Annotated in this window: 24 protein-coding genes and 4 tRNA genes; 19 read left to right on the forward strand and 9 right to left on the reverse strand. The window is 60.3% G+C overall.

What is annotated here, in order from left to right:
• Nucleotides 1-26: 26 nt before the first annotated feature.
• Both DOM58_RS02795 and cysS read left to right on the forward strand, forming a co-directional pair.
• Nucleotides 27-1,769 (forward strand): glutamine--tRNA ligase/YqeY domain fusion protein, encoded by a 1,743-nt coding sequence (locus DOM58_RS02795; RefSeq protein WP_083627761.1) that lies wholly within the window; start codon nucleotides 27-29, stop codon nucleotides 1,767-1,769.
• Between the two features lie 21 nt (nucleotides 1,770-1,790).
• Nucleotides 1,791-3,182, forward strand: a complete 1,392-nt coding sequence (gene cysS / locus DOM58_RS02800; protein ID WP_188113775.1) for a cysteine--tRNA ligase — start codon at nucleotides 1,791-1,793, stop codon at nucleotides 3,180-3,182.
• Between the two features lie 77 nt (nucleotides 3,183-3,259).
• On the opposite strand, the gene mtnN is transcribed toward cysS, so the two are convergent.
• Nucleotides 3,260-3,964 (reverse strand): 5'-methylthioadenosine/S-adenosylhomocysteine nucleosidase, encoded by a 705-nt coding sequence (gene mtnN / locus DOM58_RS02805; RefSeq protein WP_110691693.1) that lies wholly within the window; start codon nucleotides 3,962-3,964, stop codon nucleotides 3,260-3,262.
• 154 nt (nucleotides 3,965-4,118) lie between these two features.
• On the reverse strand, nucleotides 4,119-4,976 hold the full coding sequence (folD, locus tag DOM58_RS02810) for a bifunctional methylenetetrahydrofolate dehydrogenase/methenyltetrahydrofolate cyclohydrolase FolD (protein ID WP_110691694.1): 858 nt from the start codon (nucleotides 4,974-4,976) through the stop codon (nucleotides 4,119-4,121).
• 245 nt (nucleotides 4,977-5,221) lie between these two features.
• Between folD and DOM58_RS02815 the strand changes: the two genes are divergently transcribed.
• The 11 genes from DOM58_RS02815 (at nucleotide 5,222) to DOM58_RS02870 (ending at nucleotide 15,710) form a co-directional block, all read left to right on the forward strand.
• Nucleotides 5,222-5,298: transfer RNA gene (locus DOM58_RS02815), tRNA-Pro, on the forward strand.
• A 47-nt stretch (nucleotides 5,299-5,345) separates the two neighbouring features.
• Nucleotides 5,346-5,422, forward strand: a tRNA-Arg gene (locus tag DOM58_RS02820).
• Nucleotides 5,423-5,466: 44 nt separating this feature from the next.
• Nucleotides 5,467-5,541 (forward strand) — tRNA-His (locus tag DOM58_RS02825).
• Nucleotides 5,542-5,565: 24 nt separating this feature from the next.
• A tRNA-His gene (locus DOM58_RS02830) sits at nucleotides 5,566-5,640 on the forward strand.
• A 370-nt stretch (nucleotides 5,641-6,010) separates the two neighbouring features.
• Complete coding sequence (gene tig, locus DOM58_RS02835; RefSeq protein ID WP_110691695.1) at nucleotides 6,011-7,366, forward strand: trigger factor; 1,356 nt, start codon at nucleotides 6,011-6,013, stop codon at nucleotides 7,364-7,366.
• 85 nt (nucleotides 7,367-7,451) lie between these two features.
• Nucleotides 7,452-8,072, forward strand: coding sequence for an ATP-dependent Clp endopeptidase proteolytic subunit ClpP (clpP, locus tag DOM58_RS02840; RefSeq protein WP_075562048.1), 621 nt, complete (start codon nucleotides 7,452-7,454; stop codon nucleotides 8,070-8,072).
• 63 nt (nucleotides 8,073-8,135) lie between these two features.
• Complete coding sequence (gene clpX / locus DOM58_RS02845; RefSeq protein WP_110691696.1) at nucleotides 8,136-9,431, forward strand: ATP-dependent Clp protease ATP-binding subunit ClpX; 1,296 nt, start codon at nucleotides 8,136-8,138, stop codon at nucleotides 9,429-9,431.
• Nucleotides 9,432-9,675: 244 nt separating this feature from the next.
• A complete protein-coding gene (lon, locus tag DOM58_RS02850; RefSeq protein WP_110691697.1) occupies nucleotides 9,676-12,078 on the forward strand; it encodes an endopeptidase La in 2,403 nt (800 codons plus the stop codon).
• A gap of 188 nt (nucleotides 12,079-12,266) precedes the next feature.
• Nucleotides 12,267-12,539, forward strand: coding sequence for a nucleoid-associated protein HU-beta (gene hupB / locus DOM58_RS02855; RefSeq protein WP_110691698.1), 273 nt, complete (start codon nucleotides 12,267-12,269; stop codon nucleotides 12,537-12,539).
• A gap of 236 nt (nucleotides 12,540-12,775) precedes the next feature.
• Nucleotides 12,776-14,599 carry a SurA N-terminal domain-containing protein gene (locus tag DOM58_RS02865; protein ID WP_110691700.1) on the forward strand — a complete coding sequence of 608 codons (1,824 nt, stop codon included), beginning with the start codon at nucleotides 12,776-12,778 and terminating at the stop codon, nucleotides 14,597-14,599.
• A 100-nt stretch (nucleotides 14,600-14,699) separates the two neighbouring features.
• On the forward strand, nucleotides 14,700-15,710 hold the full coding sequence (locus DOM58_RS02870) for an NADP-dependent oxidoreductase (RefSeq protein ID WP_075562053.1): 1,011 nt from the start codon (nucleotides 14,700-14,702) through the stop codon (nucleotides 15,708-15,710).
• A 38-nt stretch (nucleotides 15,711-15,748) separates the two neighbouring features.
• On the opposite strand, the gene DOM58_RS02875 is transcribed toward DOM58_RS02870, so the two are convergent.
• From DOM58_RS02875 to DOM58_RS02905, 7 genes are all read right to left on the reverse strand, one after another.
• On the reverse strand, nucleotides 15,749-16,000 hold the full coding sequence (locus DOM58_RS02875) for a YkgJ family cysteine cluster protein (RefSeq protein ID WP_110691701.1): 252 nt from the start codon (nucleotides 15,998-16,000) through the stop codon (nucleotides 15,749-15,751).
• A gap of 157 nt (nucleotides 16,001-16,157) precedes the next feature.
• Nucleotides 16,158-17,012, reverse strand: a complete 855-nt coding sequence (locus tag DOM58_RS02880; RefSeq protein WP_110691702.1) for a 6-carboxytetrahydropterin synthase — start codon at nucleotides 17,010-17,012, stop codon at nucleotides 16,158-16,160.
• On the reverse strand, nucleotides 17,012-17,665 hold the full coding sequence (gene queE, locus DOM58_RS02885; RefSeq protein WP_110691703.1) for a 7-carboxy-7-deazaguanine synthase: 654 nt from the start codon (nucleotides 17,663-17,665) through the stop codon (nucleotides 17,012-17,014). The genes DOM58_RS02880 and queE overlap by 1 nt, the downstream gene beginning before the upstream one ends.
• 229 nt (nucleotides 17,666-17,894) lie before the next feature.
• Nucleotides 17,895-18,584, reverse strand: a complete 690-nt coding sequence (gene queC / locus DOM58_RS02890) for a 7-cyano-7-deazaguanine synthase QueC (protein ID WP_075562057.1) — start codon at nucleotides 18,582-18,584, stop codon at nucleotides 17,895-17,897.
• A gap of 74 nt (nucleotides 18,585-18,658) precedes the next feature.
• Entirely contained in the window at nucleotides 18,659-19,714 is a 1,056-nt protein-coding gene (locus tag DOM58_RS02895) for an asparaginase (RefSeq protein WP_110691704.1), read from the reverse strand.
• 7 nt (nucleotides 19,715-19,721) lie between these two features.
• On the reverse strand, nucleotides 19,722-20,345 hold the full coding sequence (locus tag DOM58_RS02900) for a CBS domain-containing protein (protein WP_075562059.1): 624 nt from the start codon (nucleotides 20,343-20,345) through the stop codon (nucleotides 19,722-19,724).
• A gap of 78 nt (nucleotides 20,346-20,423) precedes the next feature.
• Nucleotides 20,424-20,924, reverse strand: coding sequence for a hypothetical protein (locus DOM58_RS02905; RefSeq protein ID WP_075562060.1), 501 nt, complete (start codon nucleotides 20,922-20,924; stop codon nucleotides 20,424-20,426).
• Between the two features lie 234 nt (nucleotides 20,925-21,158).
• Between DOM58_RS02905 and fliD the strand changes: the two genes are divergently transcribed.
• From fliD to flhD, 6 genes are all read left to right on the forward strand, one after another.
• On the forward strand, nucleotides 21,159-22,562 hold the full coding sequence (fliD, locus tag DOM58_RS02910) for a flagellar filament capping protein FliD (protein WP_110691705.1): 1,404 nt from the start codon (nucleotides 21,159-21,161) through the stop codon (nucleotides 22,560-22,562).
• A gap of 15 nt (nucleotides 22,563-22,577) precedes the next feature.
• Nucleotides 22,578-22,988, forward strand: a complete 411-nt coding sequence (gene fliS, locus DOM58_RS02915; protein ID WP_110691706.1) for a flagellar export chaperone FliS — start codon at nucleotides 22,578-22,580, stop codon at nucleotides 22,986-22,988.
• 4 nt (nucleotides 22,989-22,992) lie between these two features.
• Nucleotides 22,993-23,373 carry a flagellar protein FliT gene (locus DOM58_RS02920; protein WP_110691707.1) on the forward strand — a complete coding sequence of 127 codons (381 nt, stop codon included), beginning with the start codon at nucleotides 22,993-22,995 and terminating at the stop codon, nucleotides 23,371-23,373.
• Nucleotides 23,370-24,653: a flagellar hook-length control protein FliK gene (locus tag DOM58_RS02925; protein WP_110691708.1), complete on the forward strand. Its 1,284-nt coding sequence runs from the start codon at nucleotides 23,370-23,372 to the stop codon at nucleotides 24,651-24,653. Before DOM58_RS02920 ends, DOM58_RS02925 begins: the two co-directional genes overlap by 4 nt.
• Nucleotides 24,643-24,936, forward strand: a complete 294-nt coding sequence (locus DOM58_RS02930; RefSeq protein WP_075562065.1) for an EscU/YscU/HrcU family type III secretion system export apparatus switch protein — start codon at nucleotides 24,643-24,645, stop codon at nucleotides 24,934-24,936. The genes DOM58_RS02925 and DOM58_RS02930 overlap by 11 nt, the downstream gene beginning before the upstream one ends.
• Nucleotides 24,937-25,261: 325 nt before the next feature.
• The gene (gene flhD / locus DOM58_RS02935; protein ID WP_075562066.1) at nucleotides 25,262-25,594 is read left to right on the forward strand and encodes a flagellar transcriptional regulator FlhD; all 333 of its coding nucleotides are present in this window, start codon (nucleotides 25,262-25,264) and stop codon (nucleotides 25,592-25,594) included.
• The last annotated feature ends 2 nt before the right edge of the window (nucleotides 25,595-25,596 follow it).

Consider the following 25,596-nt stretch of genomic DNA (forward strand, 5'->3'; position numbering starts at 1 on the left):
CGAATTAAAGAGGTTGCCTGCATTCCATGAGCGTCGAAAGCCACACGAACGCCAAGCGCGACGACGGCGGTGCCGAAAGCCATAACGCCGGTGCAGAGAACCAGCACGAGGCGCCGAACTTCCTGCGTAACCAGATTCGAAGCGAGATCGAATCGGGGCAGGCCACCACGATCGTGACTCGCTTTCCGCCGGAGCCCAACGGGTACCTGCATATTGGTCATGCCAAGTCGATCTGGGTCAATTTCGGTCTGGCGGAGCAATTCGGTGGCCGCTGCCACCTGCGTTTCGACGACACCAACCCGGCCAAGGAAGAGCAGGCGTATATCGACGCCATCCAGGAAGACATTCACTGGCTCGGCTACCAGTGGAGCGGGGCGGTGCGTTTCGCTTCCGACTACTTCGATCAGCTCTACGCTTGGGCTCAGCATCTGGTTCGTGAAGGCAAGGCCTACGTCGATGATCTGTCGCCGGACGAGATCCGCGAGTATCGCGGCACGCTGACCGAGCCGGGTCGCCCCAGCCCCTATCGCGATCGCGGCGTCGACGAGAACCTCGATCTGCTCGAACGCATGCGGCTGGGCGAATTTGGCGAAGGGACCAAGGTGCTGCGCGCCAGGATCGATATGGCGGCGCCCAACATCAATCTGCGCGACCCGATTCTCTATCGTATTCGTCATGCCGAGCACCATCAGACCGGTGACGCCTGGAAGATCTATCCTTCCTATGACTTTACCCACGGCCAGTCCGATGCCATCGAAGGCATCACGCATTCATTGTGCACACTTGAGTTCGAGGATCACCGTCCGCTGTACGAATGGTTCCTGGCCCAGTTGCCGGTGCCGGCCAAGCCTCGCCAGACCGAATTCGCGCGGATGAACGTCAACTATACGGTGACCTCCAAGCGCAAGCTCAAGCTGCTGGTCGATCAGAACGTGGTCGACGGATGGGACGATCCGCGCATGCCGACGATCTCCGGACTGCGTCGCCGGGGTTACACGCCGGCGTCGCTGCGCAAGTTCTGCGACATGACCGGCGTCAGCCGCGCCGCGAACGTGGTCGACATCGCGATGCTGCATTTCGCCATCCGCTCGGATCTCGAGGACAATGCCCCGCGAGCGATGTGCGTGCTCAATCCGCTGAAAGTGGTGTTGACCAATGTGACGGCGGATCATCACGAAGTCTTCGAAGTGCCGGGACATCCGGCGCGCGAGGACATGGGCACCCGCCGGATGCCGCTGACCCGAGAAATCTGGATCGATCGCGACGATTTCATGGAGGAGCCGCCGAAGAAGTTCTTCCGTCTGGCGCCGGGCAAGGAAGTTCGCCTGCGCAACGGTTATGTCATCCGCTGTGATGAGGTGGTTAAGGGCGAGGATGGCGACATCGAGACCCTCTACTGCAGCGTCGACTTCGATACGCTGGGCAAGAACCCGGAAGGGCGCAAGGTAAAGGGCGTCATTCACTGGGTCAGCGCCGAATACGGTGTGCCAGTGGAAGTGCGGCTCTATGACAACCTGTTCCTGGACGAAGCGCCGGACCGCGACAAGGACGCCGATTTCCTCGAGCACCTCAATCCCGAATCCCTGGTGACCGTGGAAGGCATCGCCGAACCCTCTTTGGCAGACGCCGAGCCCGAGGCACGCTACCAGTTCGAGCGCGTGGGCTACTTCTGTGCCGATCGCCACGCCTGTCGTGATGGCAGGCTGGTATTCAACCGCACGGTGGGACTCAAGGATAGCTGGGCCAAGATTCAGAAGAAGCAGGGCTGAGGTAACGAGAGCATGAGCGCGCTGGAAATCTACAACACACTGACGCGGCGCAAGTCGACGCTGGAACCGATCGAGCCCGGCAAGGTGCGGATGTACGTCTGCGGGATGACGGTCTACGACTACTGTCATCTGGGGCACGCCCGCGTCATGGTGGCGTTCGACGTGATCACACGCTGGCTGCGTCAGACGGGACTGGACGTGACCTATGTTCGCAATATCACCGATATCGACGACAAGATCCTCAAGCGCGCCGAGGAGAATGGCGAGTCGATCTCGGCGCTGACCGAGCGCATGATTGCGGCCATGCACGAGGACGAGGCGCGCCTGGGCGTGTTGCGCCCGGATGCGGAGCCACGGGCTACCGGGCATATCGAGGAGATCGTGGCGATGATCGAGCGCCTGATCGACAGCGGCTATGCCTACGCTGCGGCCAACGGCGACGTCTACTACCGTGTCCGCCGGTTTGCCGGCTACGGCAAGCTCAACAATCGTAACCTCGACGACATGCGAGCGGGCGCTCGTGTCGACGTCGACGAGCACAAGGAAGATCCGCTCGACTTTGTGCTATGGAAAGCCGCCAAGCCGGGGGAGGCCAGCTGGTCGTCACCTTGGGGCGAAGGGCGTCCCGGCTGGCACATCGAGTGCTCGGCGATGTCGACCTGCTGTCTCGGCGACACCTTCGACATTCATGGTGGCGGGCCGGATCTGACCTTTCCCCACCACGAAAACGAGATCGCCCAGAGCGAGGCGGCGACCGGCAAGCCCTACGTCAACGTCTGGATGCACGCCGGTGCGGTGCGCGTGAATCACGAGAAGATGTCCAAATCGCTGGGTAATTTCTTCACCATTCGTGAAGTGCTGGAGGTTCACGATCCGGAGGTGGTGCGCTACCTGCTGGTCGCGAGCCACTATCGCAGCCCGATCAACTATGCGCCGGAGTCGCTTAGCGAGGCGCGCAAGTCGCTGGAGCGCTTCTACCACGCACTCGACGGTGTCGAGCTGGTTCACGGTGATGTCGAGGGCATCTACGCCGAACGTTTCTCGGCGGCGATGAGCGATGATTTCAATACACCGGAAGCGCTGTCGGTGCTCTTCGATCTGGCGCGCGAGATCAATCGGCTACGCGATGTCGAACCCAGGCACGCCGGTGCGCTGGGGCAGGAGTTGAAGCGTCTGGCGAGCGTGCTGGGGCTTCTCGAACGCGAGCCGGCCGAATTTCTCAAGGCCGGTGCCGGCGCGCTTCCGTTGAGCGCGGAGGAGATCGAAGCACAGATAGCGGCGAGAGCGGCTGCCAAGAGCGGCCGCGATTTCGCGGAAGCCGATCGAATTCGCGACGAGCTGGCGGCGATGGGCATCGTGCTCAAGGATTCCCGCGAGGGGACTCGCTGGAGTTTCGAGTCTCCCTCGGCCTGAATGACACCGGAAGCTTGTGAACCGACGAACCCCGCCAATCGGCGGGGTTCGTCGTTTTGACACGTATTGGGCTGGAGTCACTTCCCGGCCAGGCGGGCGATGATGGCGTCGACCATTGCGGCAGAATGCGCGGCCGCCTTTTCCAGAAACGCCTCGAACGAGAGTTCGGAGTGCTTGCCGGCGATATCGGAAAGCGCGCGGATGACCACGAACGGGCAGTCGAAAATGTGGCAGGTCTGGGCGATAGCGGCCGCTTCCATCTCGACGGCAAGCATCTGCGGGAAGTGCGCGCGGACGGCATCGACACGTGCCGGGTCCGCCATGAAGCTGTCGCCGGTGCAGATCAGCCCCTCGTGGACGGGTAGATCGCCAAGTCCTTCGATGCAGGCGCGGGCGGTCTCGATCAGGCCGGGATCGGCGGCAAAGCCTGCCGGCATGCCGGGGACCTGACCCATGTCGTAGCCGAAAGCCGTAACGTCGACGTCGTGATGGCGGACTTCGCTGGAGATGACCACGTCGCCGACTTCCATGGTGGCGCCGAAGCCGCCGGCGGAACCGGTATTGATGATGGCGTCCGGGCGATAGTGGGTCATCAATTGCGTCGTGCCGACCGCGGCATTGACCTTGCCGATTCCCGATTGCAGCAGCACGATTCGAAGCCCATGGCGCTCCCCGCAGTGAAAGGTGCCGCCGGGATGATGCTCGACGCGGGCGTCGGTCAGCTGGGATGCCAGCTGGGTCACTTCCTGCTCCATGGCGCCGATGATACCGAGAGTCTGCATGCGATAGTCCGTTAAAGAAGTCCGTTGGAAAAGTCTGCCGAGAGAGCCGGTTGAAAGAGCCCGCTGAAAGCGCTATCTGAAAGGGGGCAAGGGGGGGGAACGCCAGCGAACCCGTTCGGGCCCGCGGCGCTGTCCGACCCCTCGCTGCCGGACGCTACTGGGCGTCGTGAAGTTCGGCCGCCTGCAGCGTGTTCTGGAGTAGCGTGGCCACGGTCATCGGGCCGACGCCACCGGGTACGGGCGTAATCCAGCTGGCGCGCTCGGCGGCAGTGGCGAAGTCGACATCGCCGACGAGGGTCCCATCCTGCTGGCGATTGATGCCCACGTCGATCACGATGGCGCCGGGCTTGATCCAGTTGCCGTCGATCAATCCCGGCTTGCCGGTGGCGACGACCAGCAGATCGGCCTGACGCACTTTCTGCTCCAGCCCTTGGGTGAAGCGGTGGCAGATCGTCGTGGTGCAGCCGGCCAGCAGCAGCTCCAGCGCCATGGGGCGGCCAACGATGTTGGACGCGCCGACGATGGTGGCATCGAGACCGCGCAGCGGAATCTGGCTTTGCTCCAGCAGCGTGATGATGCCCTTGGGCGTACACGGGCGTAGCAGTGGCAGTCGCTGTGCCAGGCGCCCCAGGTTATAGGGGTGGAAACCGTCGACGTCCTTGTCCGGGCGAATGCGCTCGAGCAACGGGTTGGCGTCGAGATGTTCGGGCAAGGGCAGTTGCAGCAGGATGCCATCGACATTCCGATCGTCGTTCAGGCGATCGATCAGCGCTTCCAGTTCCGCCTGGGTCGTAGTGGTCTCGAGCCGATGGCTGTACGAGAGGATGCCGGCATTCTCGCAGGCGCGATGCTTGTGGCTGACGTAGACCTCGGAGGCGGGATCGTGACCTACCAGAATGACGGCCAGCCCCGGCTGACGCAGCCCCTGTTGGGTTCGATGCTCCACGTCGGCTTTTACCTGACTGCGGATAGCGCCGGCAATGCCCCTGCCATCGATCAACTGAGCGGTCATCGACTTTCCTTTCTGAGTCTGAAGGTGCTGACGGTGGCCAGCGAAAGAGGGCGATTTTCTCATGCCCAGCGACGTAGTCAACGCGCCGTGAATGCCAACGACGATAGGGGCGGGTTTTCGGCACTCCAGCGGTCCCATGAATCCGTGTCGGGTTCACGTAAAGGCTTGACCTAGCAGAAATGATCCGTAGAATACGCAGCGCATCGAGGGGCTCGTAGAGTCATCGAGCGCGGTTTACGGCATGACGGGGTATAGCGCAGTCTGGTAGCGCGCCTGCTTTGGGAGCAGGATGTCGGGGGTTCGAATCCCTCTACCCCGACCACCATGTTCCGGTTACCGCGTCGATGGAAATGCAGCCGGTATTGGAATGCGCCTATAGCTCAATCGGATAGAGCAACGGCCTTCTAAGCCGTAGGTTGCAGGTTCGAGTCCTGCTGGGCGCGCCATTCCACCGGGATCGCGTGTTCCGGGTCGATGTCGTATCGGTATGGTGGGTGTAGCTCAGTGGTAGAGCCCCGGATTGTGGCTCCGGTGGTCGTGGGTTCGATCCCCATCATCCACCCCATTGCCGATCGCTGCTTCAGAAATGGTGGGTGTAGCTCAGTGGTAGAGCCCCGGATTGTGGCTCCGGTGGTCGTGGGTTCGATCCCCATCATCCACCCCATTTCTCGTTTGTCGCTGTTTTCACGCTTTCCGCTATTTTCACGTTCGTCGTCCACTGCTCGACTCTCTTCGCCTTGGCTATGACGTCCGTCGATGGTCATGCAGGTTGCCGAGCGCCGGCGTCAGACGGCACTGAATGCTTGGTTCGGCATCGCCGATCGGGTGTTTTTCGTTTCCACATCGATTTTTACCGCCCCAGGCTTGTATTTCGCCCCCTTTAGCACCATTTATCCCGCTAGTCCGCTTGCCAGTGGGCATGGGGATTCATAAAATCCCTCCCTGTTTAAAAATGACAGCTTCGAAGTGACAGTCTTGAAGCGACAGTTTTTGAGTTGCAATCACAGAACGCCCCCGTCGGTAGAGGATCATCTATGCAAGTTTCCGTTGAGACGACATCCCAGATCGAACGTCGCATCACTGTTCAGGTTCCGGCAGCCGAGGTTGATGAAGCCGTTGCTACGCGCCTGCAAGACACCGCCAAGCGAGTTCGTCTGAATGGCTTTCGTCAAGGGAAGATCCCGATGGCGGTCGTGCGTCAGCGCTACGGTAAAGACGTGCGCAACGAAGTCGTCAGCGAGCTCATGCGTCAGCACTACGTGCGGGCGATTACCGAGCAGAGCCTGAACCCGGCCGGCTACCCGTCGATCGAGCCGACGGTCGATCAGACCGGCAAGGATCTGGAATTCGTCGCGACACTCGAGATCTACCCCGAGATCGAGCTGAACAGCATCGAGGGTACGGCCATCGAGCGTCCGCAGGCGGACATTACAGAAGCTGATATCGACACCATGATCGAGACGCTGCGCGGCCAGCATGCGGCGTTTCAGCCGGTCGAACGTGGCGCTGAAAATGGCGATCAGGTCAAGATCGACTTTCAGGGCTATCTCGGCGACGAGCCGTTCGAAGGCGGTTCGGCCGAGGGCCACGAGCTCGAGCTGGGCTCCAACCGGTTCATTCCGGGTTTCGAAGAGCAGCTGGTGGGTGCCAAGGCGGGTGAAGAAAAGCGCATCAGCGTGACTTTCCCCGACGACTACCAGGCCGAGCACCTGGCCGGGCAGGAAGCGACCTTCAAGGTGACCGTGCACGAAGTCTCCGCCAAGGCGCTGCCGGAAGTCGATGCCGAGTTCATCAAGGAATTCGGTGTGGAAGACGGCGACCCCGACAAGTTCCGCGCCGAGGTCAAGAAGAACATGGAGCGCGAGGTCAAGCAGGCGGCCCAGAATCGCGTCAAGCAGCAGGCGCTGGACGCTCTGCAGCAGGCCAATGAGGTCACGGTGCCGCAGTCGCTGATCCAGCAGGAGACTGACGGGCTCAAGCGTCAGGCAGCGCAGCAGTTCGGCCTTGGTGAAGACTTCGATGTCAGCCAGCTGCCGAACGAGTTGTTTGCCGAGCAGGCCCAGACGCGCGTCAAGGTCGGGCTGCTGTTGGCCGAAGTCATCAAGCAGCACGAAATCGATGCCAGCGATGACGAGATCCGGGCGCGCGCCGAAGAGCTCGCGACTCAGTACCAGCAGCCCGAGCAGGTCATCGAGCAGTACATGCAAAACGATGAACTCAAGGGTCAGATCAAGTCAGCCGTGCTCGAAGACAAGGCCGTTGACAAGCTTCTCGAGCAAGCCCAGGTTAATGACGTCAGCATGAGCTACGAGCAAGTGCTGCAGGCCGCACAGCAATCCGAAGAAGCAGCCGAAGAAGACGAGGCTGAGGAAAGCGATTCCAAGGCATGATCGGTGCTTGGTAAGCGAAGCAACCCGGCGCAGGCCGGGTTGCGAGTCGATGGGCCTGACAATCACCAGATGTAAGGAAATCGCGATGCACAACGAGTTCGACATCCGTAATGCCGGTGGCCTGGTCCCGATGGTGGTGGAGCAGAGCGCGCGCGGTGAGCGGTCTTACGATATCTATTCGCGTCTGCTCAAAGAGCGCGTCATCTTTCTGGTCGGCCCAGTCGAAGACTACACGGCGAACCTGATCGTGGCGCAGCTACTGTTCCTGGAGTCCGAAAATCCGGACAAGGATATTCATCTCTATATCAACTCGCCGGGTGGTTCGGTAACGGCGGGTATGTCCATCTATGACACGATGCAGTTCATCAAGCCGGATGTCTCCACCGTGTGTATCGGACAGGCGGCCAGCATGGGCGCGCTGTTGCTGACCGGTGGCGCCAAGGACAAGCGTTTCTGCCTGCCGAATTCGCGCATGATGATCCATCAGCCGCTTGGGGGTTATCAGGGACAGGCGACGGATATTGAAATTCATACCCGTGAGATCCTGACCATCCGCCACAAGCTGAATCGCATTCTGGCAGATCATACTGGACAGGATATCGACAAGATCGCCCAGGACACCGACCGTGACAACTTCATGGATGGAACTCAGGCCGTCGAATATGGCCTGATCGATGCCATGCTGGATAAGCGTCCGGTATCCTGATAGCGTTTGAGTCAAGGTTTCACACGACGGCGCGCGGCGCCGTCGTCCTGACGAGGTACACGAATGGCCGACGGTAAAGGCAAAGACGACAACGGCAAGCTGCTGTACTGCTCGTTCTGTGGCAAGAATCAGAACGAGGTTCGCAAGCTCATCGCGGGTCCGTCTGTCTACATCTGTGACGAGTGTGTCGATCTCTGCAACGACATCATTCGCGAGGAGGTCCTGGAAGCCGACGCCGAGAGCGATGAGGACCGTCTTCCCGTACCGCGCGAGCTTCGCAATACGCTCGACGACTACGTCATTGGCCAGGATCGCGCCAAGATGGTGCTGTCGGTGGCGGTTTACAACCACTACAAGCGTCTGCGTGGCGGTGGCAAGAGCGACATCGAGCTGGGCAAATCCAACATTCTGCTGATCGGCCCGACGGGTAGCGGCAAGACCCTGTTGGCGGAGACCCTGGCACGCCTGTTGAATGTGCCGTTCACGATTGCCGATGCCACGACGCTGACGGAAGCCGGCTACGTGGGTGAGGATGTCGAGAACATCATTCAAAAGCTGCTGCAGAAATGCGACTACGACGTCGAAAAAGCACAGCGCGGAATCGTGTACATCGACGAGATCGACAAGATCTCACGCAAGTCGGACAACCCTTCCATCACGCGTGATGTCTCCGGTGAAGGTGTTCAGCAGGCGCTGCTCAAGCTGATCGAAGGCACCACGGCGTCCGTGCCCCCGCAGGGCGGACGCAAGCATCCGCAGCAGGAATTCCTGCAAGTGGATACGGGCAATATCCTGTTTATCGTCGGCGGCGCCTTTGCCGGACTGGACAAGGTGATTCGCGATCGTGCCGAGAAGGGTGGGATCGGCTTCAATGCGTCCGTCAAGAGCAAGGAAACCAACAAGGGCGTCGGCGATATTCTTGCTGGGGTCGAGCCCGAGGATCTGGTCAAGTTCGGTCTGATCCCCGAGTTCGTCGGGCGTCTCCCGGTGATCGCGACGTTGACCGAATTGACCGAGGACGCGTTGGTCGAGATTCTGACCGAGCCCAAGAACTCGCTGGTCAAGCAGTACGCGCACCTGTTCGAGATGGAAGGTGTCGATCTGGACTTCCGCGAGGAAGCCTTGCGGGCGGTTGCCCACAAGGCCATGGAGCGCAAGACCGGCGCGCGCGGGCTGCGTTCGATTCTGGAATCGGTGCTGCTCGAGACCATGTATGACGTGCCGTCGCTCGACGGCGTCAGTAAGGTCGTGATCGATGGCTCCGTGATTTCCGGTGACAGCAATCCCTTGCTGATCTATTCCAAGCAGGAAGACGATTCCAAGCCGGAAGAGAGTCGAGTCGCCAACAAGGACGGATAAACGCGTTCGTCATGGCGTCTGCCTAGAAAGGGGGCCCGGTGGGCCCCCTTTCTTTGTCGCTCTTATGGATCCAGCTTTATGTGTCTTTCTTTTTTCTGGCTTGGATCCTTCATGATTTCGTTCTCTGGTGCATCCCACGGTTCGCCGTGCGCGACTTGCATCTGAATGATGGCGCCCCCACGTAGTCTCCATAATGCCGCTCTGGTGGCTCATCCATCCTATAGTTTGTCGAGGAATTGCTGTAATGGCGAAGAGCTCTGACCAGACAATGAAGCTTCCGCTCTTGCCGCTGCGTGACGTGGTTGTCTATCCGCAGATGGTCATCCCGTTGTTCGTAGGGCGCGAGAAGTCGATTCGCGCGTTGGAAACGGCGATGGAGCACGACAAGCGCGTGCTGCTGGTCGCTCAGCGTGAAGCGGCGCACGACGATCCAGGTGTCGATGATCTTTTCGGCATTGGTACGGTCGCCGACATCATGCAGTTGCTCAAACTGCCTGACGGTACCGTCAAGGTGCTGATCGAGGGTAGTTTTCGGGCGGACATTCAGCAGATCCTGCAGGATGAAGACGGCTTCATCAGCGCGCAGGCGGTCGCCCGTGACAGCGAGCCGCTCAGCGAGCGCGAGCAGGAGTCGCTGGTTCGTGTGCTGCTCAATCAGTTCGAGCAGTACGTGAAGCTGTCCAAGAAAGTTCCCAGCGAAGTGCTCTCCTCGTTGCAGGAGATCGAGGATCCGAGTCGGCTCGTCGATACCATCTGCGCCCACCTGTCATTGAAGATCGATGACAAGCAGGAGCTGCTCGAGATGGATCGCGTTCGTGATCGCGTCGAGCACTTGATGACGCTGATCGAGTCCGAGATCGATCTGCTGCAGGTCGAGAAGCGTATTCGTTCGCGGGTCAAAGACCAGATGGAGAAGTCTCAGCGCGAGTACTATCTCAATGAGCAGATGAAGGCCATCCAGAAAGAGATGGGCGAGCTCGAGAACGTTCCCAACGAGGCGGAGAAGTACGAGCAGCGCATCCAGGAAGCCGGGATGCCCCAGGAAGCCATCGACAAGGCCAATCAGGAGCTCGGCAAGCTCAAGATGATGTCGCCGACTTCCGCCGAAGCGACCGTCGTGCGCTCCTATCTGGACTGGGTACTCTCCGTGCCCTGGAAAAAACGCACACGGGTCAAGCACGATCTTCCGCATGCCGCCAAGGTGCTGGACGAAGACCACCACGGTCTGGAAGAGGTCAAGGAGCGGATTCTCGAGTATCTGGCGGTGCAGAAACGGGTCAAGAAGCTCAAGGGCCCGGTGCTCTGCCTCGTCGGTCCTCCCGGCGTCGGCAAGACCTCGCTCGGGCAGTCGATCGCCCGTGCGACGAATCGTCGTTATGTACGTCTGGCCCTGGGTGGCGTGCGTGACGAGTCCGAGATTCGCGGCCATCGACGGACTTACATCGGTTCGCTGCCCGGCAAGCTGATCCAGCGCATGAGCAAGGCGGGCGTGCGTAACCCGCTATTCCTGCTCGATGAAGTCGACAAGATCGGCATGGATCATCGGGGCGATCCCTCGTCGGCGCTGCTCGAGGTGCTGGATCCCGAGCAGAACGACAAGTTCAACGATCATTATCTCGAGCTCGATTACGATCTGTCGGACGTGATGTTCATCTGTACCGCCAACTCGATGAACATTCCGGGGCCGTTGCTGGACCGTATGGAAGTGATTCGGCTGCCCGGTTATACCGAAGACGAAAAGCTCGCCATCGCCAAGCGTTATCTGATCCCGAAGCAGCTCAAGGCCAATGGCCTGAAAGACGGCGAGTTGTCGTTCGGTGACGAGGCCGTGCTCGAGCTGATTCGCTACTATTCCCGGGAAGCCGGGGTGCGCGAGCTCGAGCGTCAGATCGCGAAAGTCAGCCGCAAGGTACTTCGCGAACGTCTCGAGACGGAAAAGGGGCAGGGTGCCCTGGCGGGAGTGACGCTATCCGCGGACGACATTGAGCGCTACGCCGGCGTCCGCCGCTACAGTTATGGTCTGGCGGACCAGGAGCATCAGGTTGGGCGTGTTACTGGACTCGCTTGGACTTCGGTCGGCGGTGAGCTGCTGTACATCGAGTCCGTAGTGACGCCAGGCAAGGGGCGTGTCAACAAGACCGGCTCCCTGGGCGACGTCATGAAGGAGTCGGTCAGTGCCGCGCATACCGTCGTTCGGGCCCGTGCCCGCCAGTTCGGTATCGACCCCGAGCGCTTCGAAAAGGAAGACCTGCATATCCACGTTCCCGAGGGAGCGACTCCCAAGGACGGGCCTAGTGCCGGTGTCGGCATGGTCACCGCGATGGTTTCGGCCTATACCGGACGAGCGGTACGGTGTGACGTCGCGATGACGGGCGAAGTCAATCTGCGTGGCGAAGTCATGCCGATCGGCGGTCTCAAGGAGAAATTGCTGGCTGCACGGCGCGGTGGTATAAAGACCGTACTCATACCGGAAGAGAATCGTCGGGATCTCAAAGAGGTACCTGACAATATCAAGAATGCATTGGACATTCGTTCGGTTAAGTGGATTGATGATGTATTGTCAGTGGCATTGACGAATTCTGTCGACGACGATGACAAAGTTGTTGAAGATGTGGCTACCTCGCAAGCCAATGTCAGCACACATTGATTTTGTCGGTGTGCAAATTTCACGCGCCAGGCCTGATATGGCGCGGTTTTTCTGACGATCTTGATTGACAGTAGAATCGTGGCATTGCTATAAAATGCCCACCTGTTTTGATAGTGATCGGAACGTCATCGCGCTTCCGGTTGCGCATCGATGTCCTGCTAATTTCGTATATAGTCAAGGGGTGAAGCGTGAATAAATCCGAGCTGATTGAAGCCATTGCTGAGTCTGCCGACATTCCCAAGGCAGCTGCCACGCGTGCACTCGACGCGATGATTGAGTCCGTGTCCGACAGCCTGAAGAAAGGCGATTCCGTAGCTTTGGTAGGGTTCGGGACCTTTGCGGTCAAAGAGCGTGCAGCACGTACCGGCCGTAACCCGCAGACAGGCAAGCCGATCGATATCAGCGCTGCCAAGGTGCCGAGCTTCAAGGCAGGCAAGGCGCTCAAAGACGCGGTGAACTGAGTTTCGCTCCGTCGCGCGGGTCGACATTCCGGTCGCCGTGAGAGGTTCAAGCCTTCCGGCTAGTGGAAGCCCGCAACATAAGCGCATCGCCCAAGCGATGCGCTTTTTTATTGTCGTACTGCAAGGGCGGGGCCTTTGCAGCATGGATCACCAATACCATGCGCGTGGATGCGCCATCGTAGAAAGACGGTGTACGATACGCGCGCAATATTGGGTAATCGACATGCGAGGACAGCATGCTGCAACGAATTCGTGAAGGCTCCCAAGGGTGGGTGGCAAAAGTCATCGTCGGGGCCATCATCGTGACCTTCGCGCTTTTCGGCGCGGAGTCTCTGGTCAGTTACTTCTCTTCCGGAAGCAATGACGTGGCGACCGTCAATGGCGAGTCCATCAGTCGTCAGGCCGTGGAAACACAGGTTCAGCGCGGCATCCGTTCCGGGCAGGTCCCGCCGGAGCAGGAGCGGCAGTTCCGCGGCCAGGTGCTCGATCAGTTGATCCGTCAGCGTACGCTGGATCAATATGCCAATGAAGGTGGGCTCCATATCTCGGACAGTCAGCTGGACCAGTTGATCGTGTCGCTGCCTGAGTTCCAGGATCAGGATGGTCGCTTCTCCGATGAGCTGTTCACCAATCGCCTGGCTCAGGCCGGCTACACTCCCTCGTCGTTCCGGCGTGAGTTGCGCGCAGACACCTTGCGGCGTCAGGTGCAGCAAGGCCTGGCCGGTTCGACATTCCTGCTGCCGGCGGAGAAACAGCGCCTGGCCGCGTTGCAGCAGCAACAGCGGACCTTTCGTTACGCCCAGTTGACGCCAGCGGACCTCGCCCAGCCCGTGACGCCGAGCGATGCCGATCTGCAGCAGTACTATGATCAGCATCAGCAGGATTACCGTCGGCCCGAGCAGGTCAAGGTCAACTACCTCGTACTGAACCAGGAAGACGTTGCCAAGGATGTCGAGGTCACCGATGACCAGCTGCAGCAGGCCTATGACAAGGCGCGCGCGGAAGCGCCCCGTGACGTCTCTCATATTCTGGTGACTTTCGGTGATGATCGTACCGAGCAGGAGGCGCGTGATCGCCTCGCCGAGGTGAAGGCGAAGCTCGAGAAGGGTGGGGATTTTGCCGCCTTGGCACGCGAGTACTCCGACGACCAGTCGTCTGCCGACAAGGGCGGCGATCTGGGTGCGATTCAGAAAGGCTTTTTCGGAGACGAGTTCGACGATGCCGCGTTTTCGCTCGATCCGGGCCAGGTGTCGAAAGTCGTTCAGACCCAGTATGGTCTCCATCTGATCAAGGTCACGGGCCTCGATATTCCGTCGTTCGAAGAGGATCGTGAGGCGCTGACGCAGCAGGTCAAGCTCGAACAGTCCCAATCGTTGTTCAACGAACGGGTCCAGAAGCTCACTGACGATGCTTATGAAGCGGATGACCTGTCGACAGTCGCCGACGATCTGGGCTTGTCGGTCCAGTCCAGCGACTGGTTTTCCCAGGAGGCCGGGGGAGAGGGCGTGCTTGCCAACCCGGATGCCGCAGCAGCAGCCTTTTCTTCCGACGTGAAGGACGACGGTTATAACAGTGATGTGATCGAAACGGATGATCAGCAGCGTGTCGTGTTGCATGTCGTCGATCATCGCGACGCCAGTACGCTACCGCTCGATGCGGTTCGTGACCAGGTCATGGCTGCGGTCAAGGCCGAGCAGACGCAGCAGGCGCTCGAGGCGCGCGCGGCTGAGGCGGTCAAGGCGCTGCGTGATGGCAAGAGCGTATCGGACCTCAACTGGCAGCAGGCCGACGCCGTGACCCGGGATGCCGACAGTGTTCCGGACGCCATTCGCCAGCAGGCTTTCCGGCTGCCGCATCCGCAGGCCGATAGCGTGGTCTGGGGCCAGGTCGATAGCCAGAACGGGGTTGCCATCGTCGGTGTCGAGTCGGTGCAGGCTGGTGATACCAGCGCGGACGATGCTGACTTTTCGACGCGACTGGCCCAGCGCCTTCAAGCGCAGATCGTCATCCAGGGCTTGAGCCAGACGCTGGAAGACGACGCCGATATCGAGCGTAATTAATCCGGTCGAAGTGAGGTCTTGGTAACGCGAGTCTTGCTTCATTCCCGCCGACCCTCCTAGGCTGAACGGTATGCCAACCGTCAGCCAGGAGGGTTTTTTAATGACCGTTACTCGTTACTTTGCACTCACATCCATTCCGCAGGGACTGCCGCAACCGCAGCATTTCGCATTACGCGAAACGTCGCTGCCGGATCTTGCGCCCGACGAAGTCAGAATTCGCAACCGGTGGCTGTCGGTCGATCCCTACATGCGGGGGCGGATGAGTGGTGTTACGACCTACGTCGAGCCCTATGCACTGGACGCGCCGATGGAAGGTGGCGCAGTCGGGGAAGTCATTGCTTCGCGTCACCCGCATTTTCAACAAGGTGATCGGGTTCGCCACATGGCGGGATGGCGTGACGTGGCCCAGCTCCCCGGCAAGGAGGTCGAGCCGCTGCCGAGATTTGACGTGCCGGAGCAGGCCTATCTCGGTGTTCTCGGAATGCCGGGGATGACCGCTTGGACCGGCTTGAATCTCATCGCCGAACTCAAGCCAGGTCATCGCGTGCTCGTCAGCGCCGCTTCCGGCGCGGTGGGCTCTTTGGCGGTGCAGCTTGCCAAGGCTGCGGGTTGTCACGTCGTCGGGGTCGCCGGCAGTCAGGCCAAGTGCGAGTGGCTCGAGTCATTGGGGGTCACGGCGGTCAATTACCGGGACAAGGATGCCGCGGCGCTGACGAGCGCGTTGTCCGAGGCGTCGCCCGACGGCTTCGATATCTACTACGAGAACGTCGGTGGTCCGCTAATGGAGGCGGCGCTGGCCAATCTGAGGGACCATGCACGAATCGCGATCTGTGGTCTGATCGATCGCTACAATGCGACAGAGCCGGGCGGCGGCCCCAGCAATCTCAATCAACTCCTTTTCCGCAAGGCGCGAATGGAAGGATTTATCGTCGTCGAGCACTGGGATCACTACCAGGCGTTTCTCGATCAGGTCGCGCCGCGGGTAGAAGGCGGAGCGATCCAATATCGGGAGACCGTCGTCGATGGGCTGGAGCGTATGCCCGAGGCTTTCCTGAAACTCTTCTCGGGGGAAAACGAGGGCAAGATGCTGGTTCGGCTTGCCTCGGACTGACGACCCTCGAGAATGGCGACGACCGCCGTGAGGCGCCTCTACCGAGTGGCGTGCTCCCATTCCGTTAGCACAGTCAGCGCCTGCTCGCGGCTATCGAGGCATAGTTCGGGATCATAATCGAAGCGCCGGCAGACTTCCGGTCGGCGTGGATCGCCGAACAGCCGGCACAGGTTGCCGTCGTCGAGTTGCACGCAGCGGACCCCGGCGGGCTTTCCCTGCGCCATGCCGGGGATCGGCGAGGTGATCGAGGGCGCGATACAGCAGGCGCCGCAGCCAGCGCGGCAGCTCATGGGGGTTCTCCTTTCAGCGTCATGCGATTTGATTCACCGGGATCTGATCGAGTCTCTTCGGCAGCCATTTCATTGAAGTAGCCGGGCTCCGGCAGCCCGGCCTCCGCTCGCTGATATTCCCGCAATCAGGTCGCTGGTGATTGAGCAGGGTTATCAACTAGCCCCCGGCAGGCGTTCCTCTGCTCTCCGCCAGCGCACCTTTGTCGATTCCCTCGAATGCCTGGACCCGGATATGCGCGCCGGTAGCCAGCGCGATCTGGTGAGCGAGCCAAGCCGCAATATTCTCGACAGTGGTGGGGGCGGATAGCGTATGGCATCGCTCCTTCGGCAGGTGGAGCTGGAACTGGCCTTGGGCGGAGCGATAGCGCACACGCATGATATCGTCGTTGCGCCGAGGATTGACGATGTCGGCCTCGTCGACGAGATACGCATTGTCCAGGCGTTGGGCCCAGAGCCGTTCGAGTTCCGAATCGCGCTGGCCGTCCCGCCAGATCCTGAGATGCGAGCGATGACCATGAGCTATCCGCTGGCAGTTGCCCTTATGATGCTTGAGACCATGGCTGTAGCTGTAAATGGCGCCATCGACGAGTTCTTCGCGAAGACGGATGCGAATTGCCTCGACGCGCGGTGGCGGCCGTTTGCTGAGTTCGCTGCTGAGATGCGCGCCCAGGCGTTCCGCCGTCACTTCGCCCCAGGGAAACAGCGTGAAGCCCTGGCGCGGGGCACGCAGCTCGAAGGGGAAAGGAAGCTCGGCGGCCATGTGCAGGCCTTCGCTGCACTCCTCGATCTTGACGCCCGCGGCCTGCGTGGGCACGAGCAGGGTATGATCCAGTCCGCCATCGAGGCGTGATTTGATCCACGGCTTGACCTCGCCGAAGTCGAACAGCATGCCGTCCTCACCCAGCTCGCCGTCGAGTTCGACGTCGACGTGCCAGCTGGCGCCGCTCAGGCCACGTTGAGGCGACCAGATCGATGCGTCGATATTGGTCAGATTGTTGACGAAAAGGGTCATCAATCGATCCCCGCGATCTTGTGAGTCTGCAGCGACAGGCGCCACTGCGGATGACGCATGCAGTAATCGACGGTCGCCTCCATCGGGCTGGCATCGCTCACGATGGCGCCGGGTGCGAGGTCCATCGGCTGCAGAAAGAAGTGAGTGAAATCCAGCTCGGCGAAGGTCTCGGGATCGATGCCCGCCTGCGGGTGGACCAGCTTCAGCTCGTCTCCGCGCGTCTGACGTAGCGCATTGTCGCTTTTAGGGCTGACGCAGATCCAGTCGATCCCCAGCGGGGCCGGCAGTGTGCCATTGGTCTCGACGGCAATTTCGAAGCCTTGGGCATGCATTGTCTCGATCAGCGCCGTATCCAGTTGCAGCAGCGGCTCACCGCCGGTGAATACCACATAGCGGCGATGTCTGCCCGAAACGGACGTCGGCCAGAGACGCTCGAGATGCGAGGCCAGCGCCGCGGCATCGGTGAATTGGCCGCCGTTCTGACCGTCGGTGCCGACGAAGTCGGTATCGCAGAACGTGCACTGGCTAGTGGCGCGATCTCGTTCTCGACCAGACCACAGATTGCAGCCCGTGAATCGGCAGAAGACGCTGGCCCGACCGGCCTGGGCGCCTTCTCCTTGCAGGGTGTAGAAGGCTTCTTTGACGCTGTACATGCATGATTCCGTGCTGAGTCGATTCAGGGTTCGGTTTGCCGGGTTGGGTTTCCCGGAGCCTGGCGCGCCAGAGCTTGGAGAGTCTGGACTTGGAGAGCCAGGACTTAGCGAGTCAGGACTTGAGCGCCAGGGCTGATGCGTCAAAGCTGAATTCGAAACGATATCCGATTCGTCGGCGCGATCGATCCGGCCTCGCATCATCGACGTCTGGCCAGGAGGCGTCCGCCCGTCAGCGCGTAGCGTAGGGAATCGGGTCCTTCATTCCCAGCTCGGCAAAGGCGTTGAGTCTTTCCCGACAGCTACCGCATTCACCGCAAGCCACTTCCTGGCCCAGATAGCAGGTCCAGGTATCGGCGTAGTCGAGCCCCATTTCGATGCCGTCGGCGAGAATCTGCGCTTTGTCGCTGTGCAGATAGGGCGCTTCGATACTGACAGCCTCGAAATTGGCGATCGCGGAGACATCGTTCATGCGTTCGACGAACGCCGGGCGACAGTCGGGGTACAGGACATGATCGCCCCCGTGAGCGCCATAGAAGCAGATCGGTGCCTTGATATTGACTGCGTAGCCGATCGCCAACGACAGCAGAATCATGTTGCGATTGGGTACGACGGTGTCGGCGAGGTTGTCCTCGGCATAGTCAGCTTTCGGCATGGCTCGTCCACTGTCGGTCAACGCGGAATTGCCGATCAGCTCATGAATCGCCCGAATGTCGACGACGCGGTGCGAAAGACCAAGGTCGGCACAGACGCGGCTTGCGACATCGAGCTCGCGGGCATGACGCTGACCGTAATGAAACGACAGGGCGTGGACGTCGTAGCCTTCGCGTATGGCGCGATGGAGTACCGTGTAGGAGTCCATGCCGCCGGAGTAGATCACGACGACCGGTGTGGAATCGCTGGAAGAAGTCGAGGATGTCATGCGGTTAACCTGTGGCGTGCAAACTGTCTGGGCCTGGCAAGGGCCCACGGTGATAGCTGATTCGGGTGGCTCGCTTACGCCATGAAGGCCCCGCTCTCGCCGACGAGAGAGGTCAGCAGGCGCTGCCGCAGATCGCCTCGGGACAGATCCTGGGCGAGCAGGTGAGCGAGTTTGCTGTGAGCGGCTTCGGGCGTCATGTCATCGCCGGACAGGATGCCGATCTCGTTGAGCGTCTGTCCGCTGGCATAGGTGCCGGGACTGACGCCGCCGACAGGACATTGACTGACGGCAACCATGACTTTGCCTTCGGCACTGGCGCGAGCCAGGACACCGAGCAATGCCTCGTCTTCCGGTAGATTGCCGCTTCCCCAGCACTCGATGACGACACCGCGCAGAGAGTCGTCATCCAGCCAGCGAGCCACGTCTTTGGCACGAATGCCGGGCCACAGCACCAGACGAATGACGACTGCTGCATCGCCGCCGGCAAGTTCGAAGCGTGGCGCCCCACGTGCGGGCCAGCAGCGGGGCGTGTAGACGATCGGACTGTGATCCACCATCTCACCCAGCAGTGGCCAGTTCGGGCTCTCGAATCCTAGCGAGTCCGCAGTGTACCATTTTCTGGCACGGCATCCTCTCAGCAGACGGCCCCCGAAGCTCACGCACACTTCCCGCAGCGCGGTCTGCGCGGCAAAAGCCAGCGCAGCTTCGAGGTTGACGAGCGCATCGCTGCCTTCCGACTCCAGCGGCTTTTGGGCGCCCGTCACGATGACCGGCTTGGACAGCCCTTGCAGCTGAAAGGCGAGGCTGGAAGCGCACCATGCCAACGTGTCGGTACCGTGAAGCACCACGAATCCGGCGTAGTCCTGATAACGATCGGCAATCAGCGCTGCCAGCACTGCCCAGTCGTCCGGCGTGGCGCTGCTGGAATCGATCGGGTCGGGCGACTCCCAGACGATGTATTCGGGAAGTCGGCGTCGGCGATCTGGCGGCAGCGACGCCAGCGCTGCCGTCATTCGGGAATCGAAATCGCCAGCGGCGACCAGACCTCGGTCGCTGTCACGCATTCCGATGGTGCCGCCGGTGTAGATCACCAGAATGGAAGACGATGTGTCCTGGGTCGCTGCACTCATGACAGCTTCAGAGATCGTGGCCGAGAATGACATGGCAGATCGACGAGAACGTGCGGGCCGACGGTGGCTGGTGAAGATCGACGCCCAGCGCGCGGCTGATGTTGGAGGCCGAAATGATGCCGCGAATCCGCGAAGCACCGCTGCCGTCGGGTTCGGTAATCAGCACGTGCTGGTCACCCGAGGTCTTGAGCGTCTCGACCAGATCGCCCACGCTGGCATGGGAGATCTTGGCGTAGGACAGCGAGTGCAATTCGCTACGCGGTGTCTGGATCATCTCGACGGTAACCTCGTCGCGGCCGAGCTGATGCTGCTGCATCGCCAGCGTGATGCGACGACCCCCGATCAGCTCGCGGGCGTTGATCACACCGGTGAACTTTCCACTGGTGTCGATCAGCATCAGTAGGCCGACGCCAGCCTGCTTCATGGTCTCGTGAGCCTGCCCAATCGAGCTGCCGGTGGGCAGGGTGTGGGGATGGCTGACATTGAAATCGGTGACCAGCATCGTGGCTGGGCTTTCCAGTGTCACGGATTGCGTCTTGGCTACCGGCTGCACGATGCCGCTGACACCGTCCAGGTTTTCCAGTGACAGCGCCGAAAAATGGACTTTGGAAGGATGGGGGGTATTGACCATCGATGAATCTCCCTGGATCGAATCAAAAGCGTTTTCCGGTCGGAATCCACAGGCCGAAGCCGGCTTCCGAGCGGGTCGTTATAGATACTGGTGAAGATCGCCGCGGACGCTGTCCAGAAAGGTAATGAAGCGCGTATCCCGCTCATCGTCGTGACGATCGGTGCGACAGCCCAGTGTCATGCTCTTATGGACCAGCAGTTCGTCGTAAATATCCAGCGTGACCTTCTTGGGGATTTCCGGCGAGGGTTTGATCTCCCCCTCCTCCAGCGTGAAGGACTCGAACAGCGTGGCGCGAATTCTGGTGGTGCCGCCTTCCGCGAGGACACGGCGCACGAACAGCCAGCCTTCGCAGGCCAGGTTGTCGCCATTCTCGCGCTGGCGTTGAAACAGCGTACGGTAACTGGCGCCTTCCTTGGCGCCGCGATCCGCCATGCTACGGTAAGCTTCGGTGACACGAGACGCCATCGCCCCGGTTTGTGCCAGTTTATGCAGCGCAGCCTGATGTTCGCGCCCCAATTGTTCCTGGCGCTGAAAACGCTGCCACAAGCGATAATTGTCCTGCAGGGCGGTTGCGTCCATGTCTTCTCCAGAGAGTGGCGAAATTATCGGCCGCCTATGATCGCCTATCCGGTGGCTCCCTGACCACCCAAGGTTGACGTTTCCCCAGGGGCGGCAAGCGTAAAAGAAGATCAGCCAACGCTAAAGTTCCCCGGGGATCGGCCGATCAGGGAACTGAAGCATTAAAGTGCGCTTAATCGGCGTCTGCTGTCGTGATCGGCGTGTTACAAAGTGCGCCAGGCATAGAGAGGTTACATGGCTACCATATCGTCACTGGGAATCGGTTCCGGGCTGGACTTGAGCGGACTGCTCGATGACCTGGAAGATGCGGAAAAACAGAAGCTCACGCCGATCGTCGCCCAGCAGCAGAGCTACAAGACCAAACTGTCCGCCTTCGGTTCGTTGGAGAGTTCCCTGACCGCGTTGCGTGATGCCGCGACCAAGTTGAGCGATCCCGAAACCTTCTCGGCCGTCACCAGCTCGATGACCGGCGACGCCGTCACCGCCACCACCACTGGGGATGCCGTCGCCGGTCGCTATCAAGTCTCGGTGACGAGTCTTGCTCAGGCGCAGTCCGTCGCCTCCGGTGGTTATGAGAAGAAAGACGACGGTCTCGAGATGTCCGGAACTCTCAAATTCGGGTCCGGCGAGAGTGCCTTCGAAATTGACGTGGCGAACGACGATTCGCTTGCGGATCTCCGGGATGCGATCAACGGCAAGAACGGAAATGTCACGGCAACGATTGTCAGCGACGGTAGTGACAAGCCTTATCGTTTGGTACTGACTTCGACCGAGACAGGCACTGACTCTACGATGTCGGTCTCTTCGGCGTCGCCGGGGGACGCGTTGGACGTGGCGTTCGGCTTTACAAGCTCGGTCGAGGCAGGTGAGCAAGTCTTCAGTAGTCATGGCAGCTCGGAACAGACCGTGGCGGCCCAGGATGCCGAGTTGACCGTCAACGGTATCGATATCACCAGCCAGTCCAATACCGTCAAGGGTGCGCTCGAAGGCGTCACTTTCGATTTGACCTCGACCACGAGCGGAGCAGAAACGCTCAAAGTGTCCAAAGACACGGAGTCGATGACCAAGGCGGTCAAGGCTTTCGTCACCGCCTATAACAGCTTTCAGAGTACGTCTGACGCCCTCACTTCCTACGACTCTGAGTCAGACACGGCCGGAGCGCTGCTGGGCAACTCGACCATGCGCACTATCGAGTCCCGCCTGAGTAGTGTGCTCGGCTATAGCGATGGCGATGGCACGTTTTCGATGCTGTCGGACCTGGGTATCGAGCGCCAGCTGGACGGCACGCTGGAGGTCGATGATGACAAGCTGAGCGAAGCCATCTCCAGTGACAGTGACGCGGTAAGCCAATTTTTCGCCGGTGTCGACGGGAAGGGCGGGCTGTCTGCCAGCATCGACGACACCATGGGGACCATTCTCGATGACGGCGGCCTGCTGCAGATTGCCACCGACGGTATCGATTCCACGCTGGACCGCCTGGGCGACCGTTACACGCGGATGCAGGAATCCATCGACTCCACGGTCGAGCGTTATCGCACCCAGTTCGCCAGCCTGGACTCTCTGGTCTCGCAGATGAATTCGACCAGTAGTTACCTGACCCAGCAGTTCGATGCCTTGAGCGCGCAAACCAACCAGTAATAGGTCTCAACGATGATGAATTCACGACGGGGCGCGGGCGCCTACGCGCGGGTTGGGGTCGAGTCGGCGGTCATGTCTGCCGACCCCCACCAGCTGATCGTCATGCTATTCGATGGTGTCCAGGCGGCGATCGCCAGTGCTCGCCTGCATATGCAGGACGGCAACCGGGCAGCCAAGGGCGCGTCGATCTCCAAGGCGATCGACATCGTCAATAACGGTTTGGCGGCTGCGCTGGACCATGAAAAGGGGGGCGATATCGCCGCCAACCTGGGGCAGCTTTACGACTACGTCGCCAGACTGTTGCTGCAGGCCAATCTGCGTGACGACATGGCCGCGCTGGATCAAGCCGCGTCACTTCTCGATAACATCGGCTCCGGTTGGCGTGAGCTTCGGCAGGCGCCGGTCGAGATGGTCGGGGGAGTATAATCGAATGACACCAGGCCCTTCGGTCATCGAGCAGTACCGTCAGTTACTAGAGGTGTCGAGCCGGATGCTGGGTTTGGCGCGAGAGCAGGAGTGGGAAGCCCTGGTGCAGTGCGAGGCCGGCTACGTGGTATCGCTTCAGCGCGTGAGGTCTCTCGATGAAGTGCAGTCGTTGACCGATTCGGAGCGTGAACAGAAATTCAGCTTGCTCGAGCAGATCCTGACCCAGGACGCCGAGACTCGCCGTGTGCTGGAGTCCCGTCGCGAGGAGCTTAGCCATCTCATTGGCAGTTCCCGGCGACAGCAGGCACTGGGGCAGGCTTACCAGGCGGGGCGCGGCAGCATCGCCTCACGACTGCGCGCGGTGCCGACCGACGATCGCCCGTGAGCGGCATCACGCCGATACTCGACACCCTGTTGCATCAGGTTCTCGGCAAGCGTGTCGACACGCCGGTCATCAAGGACCAGCCGTTACCAGTGTCGGCGGCGACGTCTTCGGACGCCATTCAGCCGGCTCGCAGCGACTCTCGTCTACATCAGCAGGGCGGGGAGCGCGTCATGGGCCCATCCCCGGCGACGGTCCGGGAAGGCGCCTCTGTGCCCGCTCCACCGTCGGGTCAGGCCGGGCTCTCGTCCTCGCAGTTACACTTGAGCCCGACCGCGATAAAGATCGCTGATCTGCTCTCGCGTTTTCCTGCCACTCAGACCGCATCGGTCCGGCCGCTTGCCGCGCTTCTGCTCCAGCCTGCGGACAGTGCCGATTCCCTCGCCACCGCACTGTCGCAAAGCGTTCGCGAGAGCGGTGCCTTCTATGAATCTCATCTGCAGCGATGGATGGCCGGTCAGTATCCCCGGTCGGCGCTGATGCGCGAACCTCAGGCCTGGTTGAGCCTGACCTTTCGTTCGTTCACGCCGACCTCGATGCTGTCCACGCCAATGCCATTTCTGGCCACGCCGACGCCACTGAATTCGGGGCTCCTGACCGGCGGTGGCAGCCAGGCATTGCCTCAGCATGTTTCTCCGAGCTCGACGCCCATGCCAGCGAAGACGAGTACCTTTGCCGGCACGACCGCTGCGACAGCCAATCTCGACGAGACCACGAGTTCAAGAGCCATTGGGAGCGGGGAATCGCGCCTCTCGCAGTCTGTCACGGCGGCCGGTTTCGGCGGTGAGCGTTCGTCTTCAATGGCAGGCGTATCGGATACGGCATCGTCACTCGCCATGTCCCGTGCGCACCAGCTTTCGCAGCAACCCACGGAGGCATTGCAGGCGATCGTTCGGCATCAGCTGGAGCTGATCGTGGCACCCAATCTACGTTGGGAAGGGCAGCTGTGGCCCGGGGTGCCGATGACACTGATGTTTTCCGAGTTGCCACGCGATCCGGCTTTCGACGATAACGATGACGACGTCGATGATCGTTCACCGCGGTACGATGACGAAACCCGCGACGAGTGGCGCGCCGAGGTGCAGGTTCGGCTGCCCACTCTGGGCGTCGTCGACATCACCTTCCAGGCGCGCCAGGCGACTGCACTACGAGTGGAGATCGATCCTTCCGAGGCGCCCACCCGGGATCGCGTCCGGCGGGAGCTCGAACCATTGCGCCAGCGCCTGACTGCGTTGGGTATACAAGCAGAGATCGCATTGGGAGCTAGCCATCATGAGCGATAGAAATGCGGATGCCCGCCGACGCGCGATCGCCATGGCTTACAGCGGTGAACGAACGGACGCGCCCAGGGTCGTTGCCAAGGGCTACGGCAATGTGGCGGATCGCATCATCGAGCTCGGACAGCAGGAGGGCGTTTTCGTACATGACTCCCCGGAACTGGTTGCGCTATTGATGCAGGTCGACCTGGATGCCCGTATCCCGGAGTCGCTCTATCAGGTGGTAGCAGAATTGCTGGTATGGATCGGCCAGATCGACAGTGCGGCGACGTCAGGTCATCAGCATTAGCGTTGACTGTCAGGTTTAATTTTAAACGGTATTGTTATCCAATGTGTCTTTTGGGACCGTTTGTCTTCACGAGCTCGCATCTGCCCGTAAAGGCAGTAATCACAATATTTCACGTAGGATCAGTTATTTAAATCAATCGATAGCAAACTCAATAGCGACGAGTTCGTTACGTGACTATAAATTTGGTAACAAAACTTGCTTTTGTTCATCAAAAAGTCGCAAACTAGGTCCATCATAAAGAACTGATGTAGTCGCCTCGATGGCTATGTCGGCTGGAGCTTTCAATCAATGGAAGCCAATAAAACCATACGCAGGGAATCGGACAATGGCCCCGAACAGTCTTCTGGACGACATTCAAGATCTCAATCTCTCCTATCTGCTTCTGGTTCAGCGCCTGCTGAACGAGGATCGTGAGTCGGCGATGTTTCGACTCGACATGAATGCCGATCTTGCGGATACCATTATTCGCTTATCGATCAAGCAGTTGACTCAACTGTCTCGAACAAATCAGTTGCTATGTAATCTGCGATTCACGGATGCTGAACAGCTCAATATGCTGGTCCGTAACCCGCGAGCCCAGGGGCTCGAGCAGACGCATGCCTCACTGCTGATGGCCGGTGCGGGTCGCGTTCAATTCTCGTCCCGGCAGGGGAGCTGATC

This window comes from Salinicola halophyticus (assembly GCF_003206695.1).
Taxonomy (GTDB): domain Bacteria; phylum Pseudomonadota; class Gammaproteobacteria; order Pseudomonadales; family Halomonadaceae; genus Salinicola; species Salinicola halophyticus.